Source organism: Bacillus thermotolerans (assembly GCF_000812025.2).
Taxonomy (GTDB): domain Bacteria; phylum Bacillota; class Bacilli; order Bacillales; family Domibacillaceae; genus Quasibacillus; species Quasibacillus thermotolerans.
In genome coordinates, this window is the sequence record NZ_JWJE02000019.1 from 1 (window position 1) to 15,590 (window position 15,590).

The window sequence follows — 15,590 nt, forward strand, 5'->3', positions numbered from 1 at the left end:
GTAATATAAATTGAACCGCCGTATACGGAACCGTACGTACGGTGGTGTGAGAGGGGCGAAAATAATCAACTTATTTTCCCTCTACTCGATTTTGCCAGAGAAAAACAGCGTAAACAGTCTTTCTTAAGAAAGGCTGTTTTTTAATTCCGTAAAAGAGGAACATATTGAAGGAAGGCTTGTTTTCAAGTATGATTAATCCTATCCGCAAAAAATAAGAATATAACTTAAAGATATGGAGTGATCCGATCAATGCTGCATCAGTTTTCGCGTAATGAGCTCGCGATAGGCGAGGAAGGATTAAATATTTTAAAAAATAGTACGGTCGCTATTCTAGGTATCGGTGGAGTCGGTTCTTTTTCTGTCGAGGCATTAGCCCGCTCAGGTGTCGGCCGCCTTGTGCTGGTGGACAAGGATACCGTTGATATTACCAATGTTAACCGCCAGTTGCCAGCTTTGCTTTCCACCGTGGGCCGCCCAAAGGCAGAAATCATGAAGGAACGCATTGCCGATATTAATCCCGAGTGTGAAGTGATCACCTTGAATATGTTCTATACAGAAGAAACATATGAAGACTTCTTTCAATATGACCTGGACTTCGTTATTGATGCATCCGATACTATCGTATACAAAATTCATTTAATCAAAGAATGCTTAAAGCGCAACATCCCAATTATCTCAAGCATGGGAGCAGCAAACAAGATGGACCCAACGCGCTTCCAAATTGCCGATATTTTTAAAACACATACAGATCCAATCGCTAAAGTGATCCGCACCCGGTTGCGAAAAGAAGGGATTAAAAAGGGGATTCCCGTTGTGTTCTCTGATGAGAGCCCAATTGTCATTCGTGAAGATGTCCGGAAAGTAGTCGGTAACGATGAAGCGGAAATACGTAAAGCGAAAATGCCGCCTTCTTCTAATGCGTTTGTGCCATCTGTCTGTGGATTAATTATGGCCAGCTATGTGGTGAGGGAGCTGCTTAAGGATATTAAAGTCACACGTGTAAATGATGAAAAGAAATGAGTTAAAAACCGCTCCGGTTATCCGGAACGGTTTTTTTATGTAAAATATGACAAATGCCATTGACGTCTAAGTTTGTCCTAGTGTACTATGTAACTAATACACCAATACACTAATACATGGAGGGATATCATGTTTGCTGGATTGCTTAAGAAAGATTTCTTGTTGATTAAAAATTATTTTTTATGGTGGCTATTGCTGATGGTAGGGCTCTATATCGTAGTCGCTGCTTTTGGGGCCTATCACGACAGGTTCTATATAGTAATGGCCCCGATTTTCTTTGTGTACTTTTTTCATGCGGCGCTGCTGCCTATCGTTGTCTTGCTGCTCCTGAGAGCGGAGGAGAAAGGGCATTACTGGCTTCATAGTACAGCTGGGGGCGGAAAGCTGCTGTTATCTAAGCTATTAGTCGGATCCTTTGTATTTATCATCTCATTGGTTCTTATAGACGTATTAGCTCTCTTTTCACTGAATGTAGTTATTCCAATGGACTATACTGAAACACCAGGCAGTGAAATGCCTTATATGGAAGGGTGGCTATTGAATATGGGCATTACAGGAGGCGCCCTATACTTCACTATTTGGGGATTGTTTCTCTGGTCTATCTATCACTCGTTGAACGCTTACCCTATGTTAAGAAAGGTTCGCTGGCTGATCGTGATTGCTGTGTATATCCTTATACAAACGTTGACATCTAAGCTGATGGAGCTGTCATTTGTTCAAAAATGGTTCGCAAGCTGGACAGTCAATATAGGTGAAGTAGGTGAAACGATATTTGGAATGGGCGGGATGCAGATGTCAGTAATCAATAATGATCTGCAAGTATGGCCAGTCCTTCTCACAATTATTTTTCATATTATGCTGTTTTTAGCGGCGGCTTGGCTGCTCAATCGTAAAGTAGAGGTGTAAGAGATGACCGAAGAATTTAAAACATCGAAACCGATATATAGTCAAATCGCTGACCGGATTATTCAGCAGTTCGTCCGTGGTGAAATCAGGCCAGGAGAGAAGCTCCCTTCCGTAAGAGAAATGGCGATTCAATCGGGGGTTAATCCGAACACGATTCAGCGTACGTACGGGGAGCTAGAGCGAATGGGAGTGGTTGAATCTAGAAGAGGGCAGGGGACATTTATGACAGAACAAATAGAAATGAGAAATCAATTAAGAGCCGATATTCAGAGAGATATCGTTGCGGCATTTATTGAAAATATGAGAGGGATTGGCTTAGAGGACAGAGAGATTGCTTATGCGGTAGAACAATTTCTAGTGAAACGAGAGGAGGATAAGTGATGATTGAGTTGAGAGGCGTGACGAAGGAGTACGGCAAACGAAAAGCATTAGATGATATAGATATCACTTTCCAAAAAGGAAAGGTGTACGGCATATTAGGGCCGAATGGGAGCGGGAAATCCACGATGATGAAGCTGATTGCAGGCCTTGTTTTTCCAACAAAGGGGAAGATCTATGTCAACAACAAGCAGGTGAACCGCTATATTGCTGAAGAGACAGCCTACTTAGCGAGTGAAGGAATGCTGTATCCGGGTTTGACAGTTGCACAAATGATTGATTTCTTTTCCTCTCAGTACAAAGACTTCTCTGTAGAAAAAGCTAATGAGCTGCTTTCTTTCTTGAGCTTAGACGCCTCGCAAAAGACAGGGAAATTATCCAAGGGACAGCAAGGACGCTTGAAGCTTTTACTAGTATTATCTAGGGAAGCACCAGTCATTTTGCTCGATGAGCCGTTTCTAGGGTTGGATCCTATGGTAAGAGAAACAATTGTGAAGGGGCTCGTTTCTTTTATTGACTTTGGAGAGCAGACAGTTATTATTGCGACGCATGAGATTACAGAAATTGAGCCGGTTTTGGAAGAAGCTATTATTTTGAGTGAAGGAAAAGTACAAAACTATTGCCAAGTGGAAGAGTTGCGGGAAGAAAAAGGGCTGTCTGTTCTTCAGTGGCTCAAAAGTAGTTACAAGGAGGGGACTGGACGATGACAGCATTGGTGGAGCTGTGGAATGTATCAAAGGTAATAAAAGGCAGGAAGATCATTGACTCTCTCAGTTTTACGGTGAAACAAGGTGAAGTATTTGGCTTTCTCGGTCCGAATGGAGCGGGGAAAACGACTACCATCCGTATGATTGTAGGTCTAATGAAGCTCTCGGAGGGAGATATCCTTATCAACGGACACCCGATCCGAACTGGTTTTGAGAAAGCGGTGAGTCAAGTTGGGGCGATTGTAGAGAATCCAGAAATGTATAAGTTCTTAACCGGCTTTGAAAATCTGCAGCAATATGCCCGTATGCAAAGCAAGATAACAAAGGAGAAGATTGAAGAGGTTATTAAGCTCGTAGGACTTGAAGATCGTATTCATGAAAAGGTAAAAACCTATTCTCTCGGTATGCGCCAGCGGCTTGGCATTGCTCAAGCTTTGCTTCATGACCCTAAAGTGTTAATTCTTGATGAACCGACAAATGGGCTAGACCCTGCCGGCATAAAGGATATTCGCCGCCATATTCGTGATTTGGCCGAGAAGAAAGGGATGGCCATTATCGTTTCAAGCCACTTGTTATCGGAGATGGAAATGATGTGCGACCGTATTGGCATTCTTCAAAAGGGGCGGCTAACTCATATTCAGGCTGTTCATGAGAGTTCTGACCGTGCGGTGGATCGGTACGCAATCGAAGTCAACTATCCAGAAGCAGCTGTTAAAAAAGTGATCTCCTCGTTTTCTTATGTCCAGCCCAAAATTGCGGGAAGCTGCCTGATGGTGGAAGCAGAGAAGGAGAGACTGCCAGAAGTGATCAGCCTGCTGGTATCCAGTCATATAAAGGTGTATGAGGTGAAAAAGGTAACGAAGTCACTTGAGGAGAGGTTTCTGGAAATTACTGAAAGGCAGGAGGTCATGAGCGGATGATCGGGTTAATCAAGAATGAATGGCTAAAACTCGTTAAGCAGTGGGGGACCCGTGTTATGATTGCTTTGCTTGTATTAATTACCTGTTTATTCGCCGGCTTGATGAAGTATGAAGAAAGCCATCAAGCTGATTCGCCGACACCTGGCTGGCAAGAGAAGCTGCAGGCAGAAAATGCCGCCTATAAAAAGGAACTTACTGAAGAACAAAACCTCACAGAAGTCCGCAAAGATTATTTAGAGGGCCAAATAAACATAAATGAATATAGGCTTCAGCATAACCTGCCCGTTGATACAGATATGGATATGCAGTCCTTTGTGGAGGGAAGCAGTGATCTGCTTAGCTTTGCAGGCTTATTTGTTCTAATTGCAGCTGCTGGCATTGTAGCAAATGAACATACATGGGGGACGATTAAGTTACTGCTGACGCGTCCTGTAAGCCGGGTGAAGATCCTCTTTTCTAAATATGCTACCGTTATCTTATTTGGCTTATTCTTATTAGCGGTAGCATTCACTTTATCCTCTTTACTAGGGCTTGTTTTGTTCGGTGCCTCAGGCTCAAGTATTCATCTTGCTTATGAAAATGGGCAAGTCGTTGAACAAAGCATGATTTTCCATCTTCTTAAAGTATATGTATTTAAATTCGTTGATGTATTAATGTTTGCTACGCTGGCATTTATGGTTTCAGCCGTTTTTCGCAGCAGCTCGCTTGCGATCGGTTTATCCTCGTTTTTGTTGTTTATAGGCCCGACCGTTACGATGCTGCTCTCTATGAGATATGAATGGACGAAGTATTTATTATTTGCCAACACCGACTTATTGCAATTTGAAGAAGGCCGCACGCTTGTTTCAGGAATGACAATGGAGTTCTCTCTTGTCGTTCTCGCCGTTTATTACGCTGTCTTTCAAATCCTGGCATTTATTGTATTCTCCAAGAGGGATGTAGCTGCATAACAGGCTGCCGCACCGGTGCGGCAGCCTGTTTTTTACTCTGTTATTCTTGGTTTTCCAGGATCGCAGCCAGGCGGCTCCAGGTGAGTCACCTCGGCCAGCTTCGTTAAATAATAGCATTCTTCTCTCATCATATGATCGGCCATCAGCGGAGCAAATGTACCAAGCGCTTGCTTGCTGAGTTCAAGCTCCTCTATTTCCTGCAGAAAGCCCGTAAATAACTTCATTTCTAAAGAAGTCTCATCATTAAACCTTTCTAATGCCGGAAAGGTGGAAAGGTTTGTTCGCAGAAAGCCGGTTAATTCGACGGCTTTTAAATAAAATGCTTCAAAGTTCTTCGTAAACTGATCGCTCTTTTTCTTGATTTTTTTTTCAATCCGGTCCATATTATCTGAAATTGCTCCTGCATGACCAGCTGCATCCAATAGCCAGATCGAATGATGGTGAAGAGCGTGGTACAAGGCAGGCACGCGCCCCTGTGTTAGATCTTTCAAGAGACGCAAGTACTCATCAAGCTCATTCACCATATGGCTAATGAAGGTTGGACCAAGGTGAATCATTATATTTCCTGTGAGGTGTCTCTTGATTAATTGAAGTTTAAACGTCCGCAATCTCCGCGCTGCTTCTTCAGCTTCTCTGCTTAAAGATATGGCATCATCCGCATCGATCTGCTCTAGAAGCTGATCAAAAGTGCGAATGAAAGAGACCGCTGTTTCAATAGCTTCTGTCTCGCTTGGAGCAAGAGAATCATGTATGAAGCGCGAGTGGTCTCCCAGTACCTGCAGCCAGAAGCGATGCTCAAACGAGGCTGTTTCTTTGTAGTCTCTCAATCCATGACCTCCCTTTTCGCAATGCTTTTATCAGTTTATAAGGGAGGGGAAGGGAGTATGATTATTTCTTGCTTTTTTCCACTTTTTCATAGATTCCCGCTAACGCCTGTTCAAATTTACCGGTTTGCTTTGGTTCGTAATAGCGCTTCGTTTTTAAGCGGTCCGGTAAGTATTGCTGCTTAACCCAGCCGCTGTCATATTCGTGAGGATACTTATACTCTAACCCTCGGCCGAGTTCTTTCGCCCCTTTATAGTGAGCATCCTTTAAATGTTCAGGGATCTCGCCAATCTTGCCGGCACGTATATCAGAGAGCGCCTCGTCAATGGCTGTGATCGCTGAATTGGATTTAGGCAGCAGACATAACTCGATAACGGCAGCAGCAAGAGGGATGCGCGCTTCTGGAAAACCGATTCTTTCAGCCGTCTGTATGGCCGCAAGTGTCCGCTGGCCAGCCTGAGGACTTGCTAAGCCAATATCTTCATAAGCGATGACAAGAAGCCTTCTCGCAATGCTTGGCAAATCTCCGGCTTCGATTAAGCGGGCTAAGTAGTGGAGAGCAGCATTCACATCACTGCCGCGAATGGATTTTTGAAAGGCGCTCAATACATCGTAATGAGCATCCCCATCCTTATCATGAGAAAAGCTTTTCTTCTGCAGGCATTCTTCAGCAATATCGATATTCACATAAATGGCGCCGTCTTTCCGGGGGGGAGTAGACAGCACAGCCAGCTCTAAAGCGTTTAAGGAGCTTCGCACGTCACCGCCGCTTCCTTGAGCAAAATGAAGAAGAGCTGCTTCATCAATTGTAATGTTGTATTTTCCGAGGCCGCGCTCCTCATCTTGAAGAGCCCTTGTCAGTACATCCTTCGTCTCTTCTGCAGTGAGAGGCTTAAGCTCAAAGATTTGGCAGCGGCTCCGGATAGCCGGGTTAATAGCATGGTATGGGTTACTTGTAGTTGCCCCGATCAACGTAATCATGCCATTTTCTAAAAAAGGGAGAAGAAAATCCTGCTTTCCTTTATCAAGCCGATGCACTTCATCTAATAGCAGAATCACTTTACCAGACATTTTAGCTTCAGCAGCTACCACTTCCATATCCTTCTTGTTGCTGGTCACTGCATTCAATGTACGAAATGCATATTTCGTACTGCCGGCAATGGCGCTGGCAATAGATGTTTTGCCGATGCCGGGCGGACCATACAAAATCATCGATGAGAGCTGTTTCGCATTCACCATGCGACGAATGATTTTTCCTTCACCGACCAGATGTTGTTGTCCAGCTATCTCTTCAATGGTCCGTGGACGCATCCGAAAAGCTAATGGCTTCATTCTAACTCCTCATTTCTCGTTGTTTTTTCTCTTCACTTTATCATAGGAAATGGGAGTATGACATGTTATTTGATCGGTTTCCTATGATATAATAGCCGGAGTTAACTATATACAATGGAAGTGAATGGCTCGTTCAGTAAGGGGAGTAGACTATGCAAGGAGACAAGGGGCAGAGGTATGAGAATTTGACAAGCCGTCTGATTATTTTTATCGTAGGCTTGTTATTGATGTCGCTCGGCATCGTGCTGTCCATCCGTGCTGACCTGGGGGCTACACCCTGGGATGCACTTCACGTTGGGCTGTATGAGCAGTTTGGTTTAACGGTTGGAACATGGTCAGTATTGACAGGAGTCCTGATTTTAGGAGCTGCTTCGCTTTACTTGCGTGAGTGGCCGCAATTTGGTGCATATCTAAATATGCTACTGGTCGGTTTATTTATTGATTTGTTCCTGATGATGCCAATGATCGTTACTCCCATGCATTTTATGGGTAAGCTGATGATGTTTATTACAGGTATCGTTGTTATGGCTTACGGAATGGCCTTTTATTTATCAGCTCGGCTTGGAGCAGGTCCGCGGGACAGCTTTATGCTGGCGGTCATGAAGAAAACGGGATGGAAGGTGTCTCATGTCCGGCGTGGAATGGAAGTTATCGTGATGATTGCTGCCTGGCTGATCGGCGGGCCTATTCATATAGGCACACTGCTGTTTAGCGTGTGCATGGGAACAGCTGTCGGCGTTTCGATGCCGCAATGCCAGCGGTTTTCAGATATAATTATCAGTAAAGTAAATGAATGGAAAAAAGAAAAGAAGCAGGAGGTAACCATATATGAGGATTTCCACTAAAGGAAGATACGGATTAACAATTATGATTGCTTTAGCAAAGAGACATGGGGAAGGGCCAACTTCTTTACGTGTCATTGCCGAGGAGCACAATCTATCTGAACATTACTTAGAGCAATTGATTGCACCTCTTCGTAATTCAGGGCTTGTACGGAGCATCCGCGGTGCTTATGGCGGCTATGTACTTGGAAGGGAACCCCGTGAGATTACGGCCGGTGATATTATCCGGGTACTAGAGGGGCCGATTACTCTTGTAGAAGGAATTGAGGATGAAGAGCCAGCTAAGCGTGAGTTATGGGTTCGTATCAGCGAAGCTATTAAAGGTGTGCTGGAGAATACGACATTAGACGATTTAGCAAATCACGTAGAAACACGCGGTGAATCTGATCCGTACATGTTCTACATTTAAGGAGTGACTGAGGAATGGAACGGATTTATTTAGACCATGCGGCTACTACTCCGATGCATCCTGAGGTAATTGAGGCGGTCTCCAGGCAAATGGGTGAAGTGTTTGGAAACCCGTCCAGTATTCATTCGTTTGGCAGAACGGCGCGTCATGTAGTAGATACTGCCCGTTCAACAGCAGCGAAGAGCATCGGCGCTGATTTTAACGAAATCATTTTTACAAGCGGTGGTACCGAAGCGGACAACCTGGCTATTACAGGCATTGCCAAGGCTATGAAACAAAAGGGGCGCCATATTATTACAACGGCGATTGAGCATCATGCCGTTCTTCATACGTGTGAGCAATTGGAGAGGGAAGGACATGAGGTGACATATCTGCCAGTGGGCGAAGATGGACAGCTTCGTTTAGCAGATTTAGAAGAAGCGCTGAGAGAAGATACTATTTTAGTATCGGTGATGTACGGGAATAATGAGGTAGGCACGCTTCAGCCGATTGCTGACATTGGACAGCTCTTGAAAGACCATCAAGCGGTTTTTCACACGGATGCAGTACAGGCTTATGGCATGGAATCAATCGATGTGAAAGCCGCTCATATTGACTTGCTGTCTGTGTCCAGCCATAAAATTAATGGTCCAAAGGGGATCGGCTTCCTGTATGCAAAGGAAGGGATCGCGCTTGAACCGGCACTGTTTGGCGGTGAGCAGGAGAGAAAGCGGAGGGCAGGAACGGAGAATGTTCCAGCAATAGCTGGTTTTAATAAGGCTATCGAATTAGCTGCCAGTTCCCTAGAGGAAAAGAGGGAATTGTATACCGGCTTCAAAAAGCAATTAATAAACATACTTGAGGACAAGCAGATTACCTTCCATTTGAACGGTACGCTTGAACAGTCATTACCCCATGTGGTAAACTTAAGTTTTCCTGGAACGGATGTAGAATCTATGCTTGTCAATTTAGATCTTGCCGGCATTGCTGCTTCGAGCGGCTCTGCTTGTACAGCTGGGTCGATCGAACCATCTCACGTACTTGTAGCTATGTACGGCAAAGATTCTGACCGGCTGCGTAATTCTATCCGGTTCAGCTTTGGTTTGACCAATACGAAGGAACAAATAGATCAAGCGGGAGAAGCTGTGGCAAAGATTGTCGCTCGTTTAACGAACAAGTAGCCGGCTCTTCCCCTTTTGGAAAGTGAGTGGACAAAATGGAAAAAGCACCGAAAGATACACGTGTCGTTGTTGGTATGTCCGGCGGTGTAGACTCTTCGGTTGCCGCCCTTTTACTGAAGGAGCAGGGCTATGATGTCATCGGTATTTTCATGAAAAACTGGGATGACACGGATGAATTTGGCGTCTGCACAGCAACGGAAGACTATAACGATGTCATTCGCGTATGTAATCAAATCGGGATCCCTTATTATGCGGTAAACTTCGAAAAACAATATTGGGATAAGGTATTCACGTATTTCCTCGGTGAATACAAGGCCGGACGTACACCAAACCCGGATGTCATGTGCAATAAAGAAATTAAGTTTAAAGCCTTCTTAGACCATGCGATGAGTCTAGGAGCGGATTATTTAGCGACCGGTCACTATGCCCGAGTCGACCATAGCGGTGAAGAAGTAAGAATGCTTCGCGGCCTTGATGAAAATAAGGACCAAACGTACTTTCTTAACCAGCTTAATCAAAGCCAGCTGGAGAAAGTGCTTTTCCCTATTGGGGATATAGATAAAAAGCGCGTTCGCGAAATTGCTTCAAAAGCTGGACTCGCCACAGCAACGAAGAAGGACAGCACTGGAATTTGCTTCATCGGTGAGCGCAATTTCAAAGAGTTTCTAAGCAATTACTTGCCCGCACAGCCCGGTCTGATGACGACGATGGATGGTGAAGTAAAAGGAAACCACGACGGTTTAATGTACTATACTATCGGTCAGCGTCACGGCTTAGGAATCGGCGGTTCCGGCGAACCGTGGTTCGTAGTTGGCAAGGATTTGGAAAAGAATGTTCTGTATGTTGAACAAGGTTTTCATAACGAGCTTCTTTACTCAGATTCCTTGATTGCTGATCAAGTAGGCTGGGTGTCTAATAAGCCGAAGCCGCAAACCTTTGAATGTACAGCGAAGTTCCGCTACCGACAAGCTGATAGCAAGGTGACTGTTCACTTGCTTGAGGATGGTAAAGTGAAAGTAGATTTCCATGAGCCGATACGTGCTATTACTCCTGGACAAGCGGCTGTTTTCTATGATGGAGAGGAATGTCTAGGCGGAGCAACCATCGATAAAGTGTTCAAGAATGGCGAGCAGCTGACGTATGTTGGCTGATCTGTCGGAAAAAAGCCTTTAAAGCCTTTGCTTTAAAGGCTTTTTTATTCGGAATTTGCTCTATGATTAAGCACAGCCGTTCTCTATGTTATAATTTGAAGGAATATAAATTCAGAGGTGTCTTATGGATAAGAACTTACAAGGTATTGAGTACTTACAGCAAGGAAAAATAGAAGAGGCATTGAAGCTCTTTACAGAAAGAATCGAAGAAGCGCCGGAAGATCCAACGGCTTATATTAATTTTGGTCATGTATTAACAACAGTCGGCGAGCTTGAAAGAGCCGAGCGTTTTTATAAAAAGGCAGTTGAGGTGGCACCCGATGCGGGAGCTGCTCATTATGCTCTTGGTACATTTTACTACGATCAGCAGAATTTAGAGGAAGCCTGTGAATCATTTGATCAATCGGTGAAAGCCGGCCTCGAAGAAAGCGATGCTTTTTTCATGCTGGGCATCACGCTTATGCAGATGGATCAGCCGCTGCGAGCTCTTCCGTATTTACAGCGAGCAGTGGAGCTGAAAGAGGATGATACGGAGGCTCGTTTCCAATTCGGGCTTGCGTTGGCAAAAGTTCAGGCGTATGACGAAGCAATTGCGCAATTGGAGAGAGTGATTAAAGAAGACCCGGAGCATGCCGATGCGTATTATAACCTGGGGGTTGCTTATGCCGGTCACAGGGAAGATGCAGAGAAAGCAATGGAAATGTTTGATCAGGCACTTAACGTCCAGCCTGATCATATGCTTGCCGGCTACGGGAAGAAAATGATCGAGAAACAAAAAGAAACGGATTAATACAAGGGGTGCCGCAGATGGAGCAGAGTTCAATGGATTTATTTGTTGATGGGGAAAAATACATTAAAGGCCGCCATCTTGCGACGATCTTTCGCAATCAGGAGAACTTTTACTCTGTTATACGCATCCGGGTGACCGAAACAAACGAAGTATTCGAGGAAAAAGAAGCGGTCGTGACCGGTTATTTTCCGCAAATTCATGAGCAGGAAACATATGTGTTTTACGGACGGTTTAAAGATCACCCGAAGTTTGGCCGGCAGTTCCAGGCTAAACATGCACAGAAGGAAATTCCGCAGACAAAGCAAGGACTTGTTACCTATTTATCAAGTGATTTATTTAAGGGAATTGGCAAAAAAACAGCGGAATTAATTGTAGAGACGCTAGGAGAAGGGGCCATTTCAAAGATATTGGATACGCCTTCCTTACTTGAAGAGGTTCCTAGACTCTCAGCTGATAAAGCTAAGTCCTTATATGAGACGCTTATAGAGCATCAAGGGCTTGAACAGGTAATGGTGGCACTCAATCAATATGGTTTCGGGCCGCAGCTCTCCATGAAGATTTACCAAATGTATCAGCAGCAAGCCATTGAAGTCATCCAGAAGAATCCCTATCAGCTTGTAGAGGATATCGAAGGAATCGGCTTTGGCCGGGCGGATGAACTCGGTGCTCAGATCGGCATTGACGGAGAGCATCCGGACAGGCTGAAGGCTGGTATTTTATTCACTCTCGAACAGCGGTGCCTAAAGGAAGGACACTGCTATTTGGAGGCAGAGCCCTTGCTAAAGGAAGTGAAGTCGCTTCTGGAAAAGAGCGGAAAAGGACAGGTATCCTTTGAGGCGATCGCCGAGCAGCTTATTGCCCTGGAGAAAGAAGAAAAAGTAGTCGGAGAGAACGACCGGGTGTTTCTGCCATCTCTTTATTTCTCTGAAAAAGGACTCGTATCGAACATTGCCCGTCTGCTCAGCCAAACACAATACGAAGATCAGTTTCCGGAGTCGGAGTTTTTGCTGGCGCTTGGGGAACTCGAGGAACGGATTAACGTACAATACGCTCCTTCTCAAAAGGAGGCAATTCAGACGGCTCTCACGTCGCCGATCATGCTGCTCACTGGAGGACCCGGCACAGGAAAGACAACAGTTATTAAAGGAATTGTGGAGCTCTATGCCGAGCTGCATGGCTGCTCACTTGACCCGAAGTCATACGACAAGGAGGAGCCGTTCCCTATTAAGTTAGCAGCGCCAACGGGCCGGGCAGCGAAGCGAATGGCAGAATCGACCGGGCTGCCGGCTGTAACCATTCATCGGCTGTTGGGCTTTACCGGCCAAGAGACGATGGAAGAGGACGAGGGGCGTGAGGTTGAAGGGCGCCTGTTAATTGTAGATGAGATGTCAATGGTGGACACGTGGCTTGCTTACCAGCTGTTTAAAGCGCTGCCTAATGATATACAGGTTGTCCTTGTTGGGGATGAGGATCAGCTCCCATCGGTGGGTCCCGGGCAGGTGTTAAAGGATTTGCTAGCCTCCGGTACGATTCCAACGGTCAAGCTGACAGATATCTATCGTCAGCAGGAAGGCTCCTCTATTATTGAGATGGCTCATGAGATGAAAAAAGGCCGAATGCCTTCGGATGTAACAAAGCAGCAGAAGGATCGCTCCTTCCTGCCTTGCCGTATCCAGCAAATACCGGATGTGGTGGAGCAAGTGGTTAAGAGTGCGATGAAAAAGGGGTTTACGGCGAAGGATATTCAAGTACTGGCACCTATGTATAAGGGTCCCGCGGGAATTGACCGCTTAAATAAAATTCTGCAGGAAATTTTAAATCCAAACCCAGATGGAACACGCAAGCAGCTCGAATTTGGAGATGCGCAGTACCGGATTGGTGACAAAGTGCTCCAGCTTGTGAACCAGCCGGAACAAAATGTGTTTAATGGTGACATAGGAGAGGTGGTTTCCATTTTCTTCGCAAAGGAAAACACCGAAAAAGAAGATATGGTCATCGTTTCCTATGAAGGCAATGAAGTCACCTATACGAAGCAGGATCTGAATCAAATCACTCATGCTTTCTGCTGTTCGATTCATAAGTCGCAGGGAAGTGAGTTTCCCATCGTCATTTTGCCGGTTGTAAAGAGTTATTATCGGATGCTGAGACGCAACCTTCTTTATACCGCAATTACACGAAGCAAGCAGTTTTTAATCTTATGCGGGGAAGAAGAAGCATTCCGAATCGGTGTTGAGAGAAATGATGATTTAGTAAGAAAAACGGCCCTGAAGGAAAAGCTGCATGCTGAACTGAATGTGCAGGCCGCGAGCAAGGAAGTTGAGGATCGGCCGCTTCAGCTGACGGAAGAAACAATAGAAGTGATTGATCCAATGGTCGGCATGGAAAATGTGACTCCGTATGACTTTTTATAAAAGATATGTATAAAAATGTGGAAAAATGGTCACCCTGCTAGCAAACAAATATTGCGCGAGGTGACACGATGATTATATGTCCAAATTGCCGTAGCAAAGAAATCGGCAAAATTGGCTCTTCTCAATTCTACTGTTGGAATTGCTTTATTGAACTCTCCGTCAGCAAAAACCTCATCTCTGTTCACCAAGTAGAAGAAGACGGCTCCCTAAGCTCGCTGAATGATCTGTTTGAGGAAACAGACCGGCAAATGGACATTGCCGGGAATGACAGTTAAACGTATAGTATCCTTTGCCCGCAGAGAAGATTCTGCGGGCTTTTTATGATAACTGAATGAATAAATCCATACCTTCATGCCGCAAACTAGAACGAATGACAGTTCGTTAAAAGGAAGTTGGAGCAAATGGAGAGTAAATTAAAGCTGAAATGGATTTATTTAGCGTGTACCGTCTTGCTCGTTCTATTGTCTATATACGTTCTATTCCTGTTAAGGCCGGTTCTTATACCGGTTGTGCGCGTCGTGATGATCAGCCTACTGCCTTTTTTACTGGGGGGCTTTTTTGCTTATTTGCTGCACCCATTAGTAAAGATAATGGTAGAGCGCGGCTTGCCGAGGACAGCAGCCATTCTTGTTATCTACATCTTGTTTTTTAGCCTCATTGGAGTTGGCCTAGTCAAGGGCACGCCTGTCTTCATTCATCAGTTAAAGGAGCTGTCCCAAAGCGCACCGGCTCTGTCGAACTTGTATGAACGGCAGGTGACAGCTCTAGAGGTGGAGACGCTGAGCTGGCCGGATGGTGTACAGGAGAAGATACACAATCGGATTATCCGCTTCGAACAATGGTTATCGGGACTGGTAGAAAGATTCATGAATATGGTGCTGAAAGCGGTAAACTTTTTGCTCCTTCTAGCTATTGTTCCTTTCATTTCTTTCTATCTGCTAAAGGATGCGTCAAGTGTAAAGAAAATTGCCTGGAAGCTCACCCCAAAGGTTTGGCGAACAAGAGGAGTGCGCTTTGTTAAAGAGCTGGACCGCTCACTCGGCGGCTATATCCGCGGACAGCTGTTTGTTTGTCTGCTGATTGGCACGACAGCCACCTTGCTGTTCACGCTTATCGGTTTGAAATATGCGGTCCTGCTCGGGCTAGTGATCGGCTTTACGAATGTGATACCTTACTTTGGACCGATTATTGGGGCCATTCCTGCTCTGTTTGTCGCATTAACGATATCGGTGCAGACTGCTATCTACGCCGTCATTATTGTTTTTGCTTTGCAATTTCTTGAGGGAAATGTACTCTCTCCTTGGATTGTTGGCAAGAGTGTCCACTTGCATCCACTCATCATTATCGGCGCGCTGCTTATCGGAGGAGAAGCAGGCGGAGTCATCGGGTTAATTGCAGCCGTGCCGATATTAATTATTATTAAGTCAGCCTTTTTGGCAAGAAAACGTATGAAAGGGCGTTTACCAGAAGCGGTTCATTGACAAATCATCACCGAATTTTTATAATTCGATTATATTCATAAAATAAAAATCAACGATGGATCAAGTATGTTATAGACCACCCAGGTGCCTAAGCACGTCAGAGAGGAATTTCCACGGCTGGAAGAAGTTCCGGGTGAAGGATAACAGAAAGCTAGTCCGGAGAGCAGCTAATCCCTGCCGTCTGCCGCGTTAAGGCATATGAGAGATGGATCTTTATAAGGTTCATAATCAGGGTGGTACCGCGAGAAGCCTCGTCCCTGTTTGGGGGATTGGGGCTTTTTTTGTTGTTTTTAACGAGGTAGCTGCAT

16 protein-coding genes are annotated in these 15,590 nt (G+C 45.1%); 14 read left to right on the forward strand and 2 right to left on the reverse strand.

From position 1 onward, the window contains the following. Nucleotides 1-249: 249 nt before the first annotated feature. The 6 genes from QY97_RS09375 (at nt 250) to QY97_RS09400 (ending at nt 4,881) form a co-directional block, all read left to right on the forward strand. A complete protein-coding gene (locus tag QY97_RS09375) occupies nt 250-1,020 on the forward strand; it encodes a tRNA threonylcarbamoyladenosine dehydratase (protein WP_039238200.1) in 771 nt (256 codons plus the stop codon). Between the two features lie 129 nt (nt 1,021-1,149). After that, nucleotides 1,150-1,926, forward strand: a complete 777-nt coding sequence (locus tag QY97_RS09380) for a hypothetical protein (RefSeq protein ID WP_039238202.1) — start codon at nt 1,150-1,152, stop codon at nt 1,924-1,926. Nucleotides 1,927-1,929: 3 nt separating this feature from the next. Next, entirely contained in the window at nt 1,930-2,307 is a 378-nt protein-coding gene (locus tag QY97_RS09385; protein WP_039238204.1) for a GntR family transcriptional regulator, read from the forward strand. Next, nucleotides 2,304-3,011, forward strand: coding sequence for an ABC transporter ATP-binding protein (locus QY97_RS09390; RefSeq protein ID WP_039238206.1), 708 nt, complete (start codon nt 2,304-2,306; stop codon nt 3,009-3,011). Before QY97_RS09385 ends, QY97_RS09390 begins: the two co-directional genes overlap by 4 nt. Beyond that, nucleotides 3,008-3,931: an ABC transporter ATP-binding protein gene (locus tag QY97_RS09395; protein ID WP_039238209.1), complete on the forward strand. Its 924-nt coding sequence runs from the start codon at nt 3,008-3,010 to the stop codon at nt 3,929-3,931. Before QY97_RS09390 ends, QY97_RS09395 begins: the two co-directional genes overlap by 4 nt. After that, nucleotides 3,928-4,881 (forward strand): ABC transporter permease, encoded by a 954-nt coding sequence (locus tag QY97_RS09400; protein WP_039238211.1) that lies wholly within the window; start codon nt 3,928-3,930, stop codon nt 4,879-4,881. The genes QY97_RS09395 and QY97_RS09400 overlap by 4 nt, the downstream gene beginning before the upstream one ends. A gap of 32 nt (nt 4,882-4,913) precedes the next feature. On the opposite strand, the gene QY97_RS09405 is transcribed toward QY97_RS09400, so the two are convergent. Together QY97_RS09405 and QY97_RS09410 are read right to left on the reverse strand one after the other, a co-directional pair. Continuing rightward, a complete protein-coding gene (locus QY97_RS09405; RefSeq protein WP_039238214.1) occupies nt 4,914-5,708 on the reverse strand; it encodes a DUF2935 domain-containing protein in 795 nt (264 codons plus the stop codon). Nucleotides 5,709-5,769: 61 nt separating this feature from the next. Further along, entirely contained in the window at nt 5,770-7,038 is a 1,269-nt protein-coding gene (locus tag QY97_RS09410) for a replication-associated recombination protein A (RefSeq protein WP_039238216.1), read from the reverse strand. Between the two features lie 152 nt (nt 7,039-7,190). Between QY97_RS09410 and QY97_RS09415 the strand changes: the two genes are divergently transcribed. From QY97_RS09415 to QY97_RS09450, 8 genes are all read left to right on the forward strand, one after another. Next, entirely contained in the window at nt 7,191-7,883 is a 693-nt protein-coding gene (locus QY97_RS09415; RefSeq protein ID WP_039238218.1) for a YczE/YyaS/YitT family protein, read from the forward strand. Beyond that, nucleotides 7,867-8,289, forward strand: coding sequence for a cysteine metabolism transcriptional regulator CymR (gene cymR, locus QY97_RS09420; protein ID WP_039238219.1), 423 nt, complete (start codon nt 7,867-7,869; stop codon nt 8,287-8,289). Before QY97_RS09415 ends, cymR begins: the two co-directional genes overlap by 17 nt. 14 nt (nt 8,290-8,303) lie before the next feature. After that, entirely contained in the window at nt 8,304-9,449 is a 1,146-nt protein-coding gene (locus tag QY97_RS09425; protein WP_039238222.1) for a cysteine desulfurase family protein, read from the forward strand. A 35-nt stretch (nt 9,450-9,484) separates the two neighbouring features. Further along, a complete protein-coding gene (gene mnmA / locus QY97_RS09430) occupies nt 9,485-10,600 on the forward strand; it encodes a tRNA 2-thiouridine(34) synthase MnmA (RefSeq protein ID WP_039238224.1) in 1,116 nt (371 codons plus the stop codon). Nucleotides 10,601-10,724: 124 nt separating this feature from the next. Further along, nucleotides 10,725-11,390: a tetratricopeptide repeat protein gene (locus tag QY97_RS09435; RefSeq protein ID WP_039238227.1), complete on the forward strand. Its 666-nt coding sequence runs from the start codon at nt 10,725-10,727 to the stop codon at nt 11,388-11,390. A gap of 17 nt (nt 11,391-11,407) precedes the next feature. Further along, nucleotides 11,408-13,801 carry an SF1B family DNA helicase RecD2 gene (recD2, locus tag QY97_RS09440; RefSeq protein WP_039238229.1) on the forward strand — a complete coding sequence of 798 codons (2,394 nt, stop codon included), beginning with the start codon at nt 11,408-11,410 and terminating at the stop codon, nt 13,799-13,801. A 68-nt stretch (nt 13,802-13,869) separates the two neighbouring features. Beyond that, nucleotides 13,870-14,076, forward strand: coding sequence for a hypothetical protein (locus tag QY97_RS09445; protein ID WP_039238231.1), 207 nt, complete (start codon nt 13,870-13,872; stop codon nt 14,074-14,076). 126 nt (nt 14,077-14,202) lie between these two features. Beyond that, the gene (locus tag QY97_RS09450) at nt 14,203-15,282 is read left to right on the forward strand and encodes an AI-2E family transporter (protein ID WP_039238233.1); all 1,080 of its coding nucleotides are present in this window, start codon (nt 14,203-14,205) and stop codon (nt 15,280-15,282) included. The last annotated feature ends 308 nt before the right edge of the window (nt 15,283-15,590 follow it).

Excerpts from the sequence above, each read along its gene's own strand:
- QY97_RS09375 (WP_039238200.1), top strand. The coding sequence starts at position 250 with ATGCTGCATCAGTTTTCGCGTAATGAGCTCGCGATAGGCGAGGAAGGA.
- QY97_RS09380 (WP_039238202.1), top strand. The coding sequence starts at position 1,150 with ATGTTTGCTGGATTGCTTAAGAAAGATTTCTTGTTGATTAAAAATTAT.
- QY97_RS09385 (WP_039238204.1), top strand. The coding sequence starts at position 1,930 with ATGACCGAAGAATTTAAAACATCGAAACCGATATATAGTCAAATCGCT.
- QY97_RS09395 (WP_039238209.1), top strand. The coding sequence starts at position 3,008 with ATGACAGCATTGGTGGAGCTGTGGAATGTATCAAAGGTAATAAAAGGC.
- QY97_RS09400 (WP_039238211.1), top strand. The coding sequence starts at position 3,928 with ATGATCGGGTTAATCAAGAATGAATGGCTAAAACTCGTTAAGCAGTGG.
- QY97_RS09410 (WP_039238216.1), bottom strand. The coding sequence starts at position 7,038 with ATGAAGCCATTAGCTTTTCGGATGCGTCCACGGACCATTGAAGAGATA.
- QY97_RS09415 (WP_039238218.1), top strand. The coding sequence starts at position 7,191 with ATGCAAGGAGACAAGGGGCAGAGGTATGAGAATTTGACAAGCCGTCTG.
- cymR (WP_039238219.1), top strand. The coding sequence starts at position 7,867 with ATGAGGATTTCCACTAAAGGAAGATACGGATTAACAATTATGATTGCT.
- QY97_RS09425 (WP_039238222.1), top strand. The coding sequence starts at position 8,304 with ATGGAACGGATTTATTTAGACCATGCGGCTACTACTCCGATGCATCCT.
- mnmA (WP_039238224.1), top strand. The coding sequence starts at position 9,485 with ATGGAAAAAGCACCGAAAGATACACGTGTCGTTGTTGGTATGTCCGGC.
- QY97_RS09435 (WP_039238227.1), top strand. The coding sequence starts at position 10,725 with ATGGATAAGAACTTACAAGGTATTGAGTACTTACAGCAAGGAAAAATA.
- recD2 (WP_039238229.1), top strand. The coding sequence starts at position 11,408 with ATGGAGCAGAGTTCAATGGATTTATTTGTTGATGGGGAAAAATACATT.
- QY97_RS09445 (WP_039238231.1), top strand. The coding sequence starts at position 13,870 with ATGATTATATGTCCAAATTGCCGTAGCAAAGAAATCGGCAAAATTGGC.
- QY97_RS09450 (WP_039238233.1), top strand. The coding sequence starts at position 14,203 with ATGGAGAGTAAATTAAAGCTGAAATGGATTTATTTAGCGTGTACCGTC.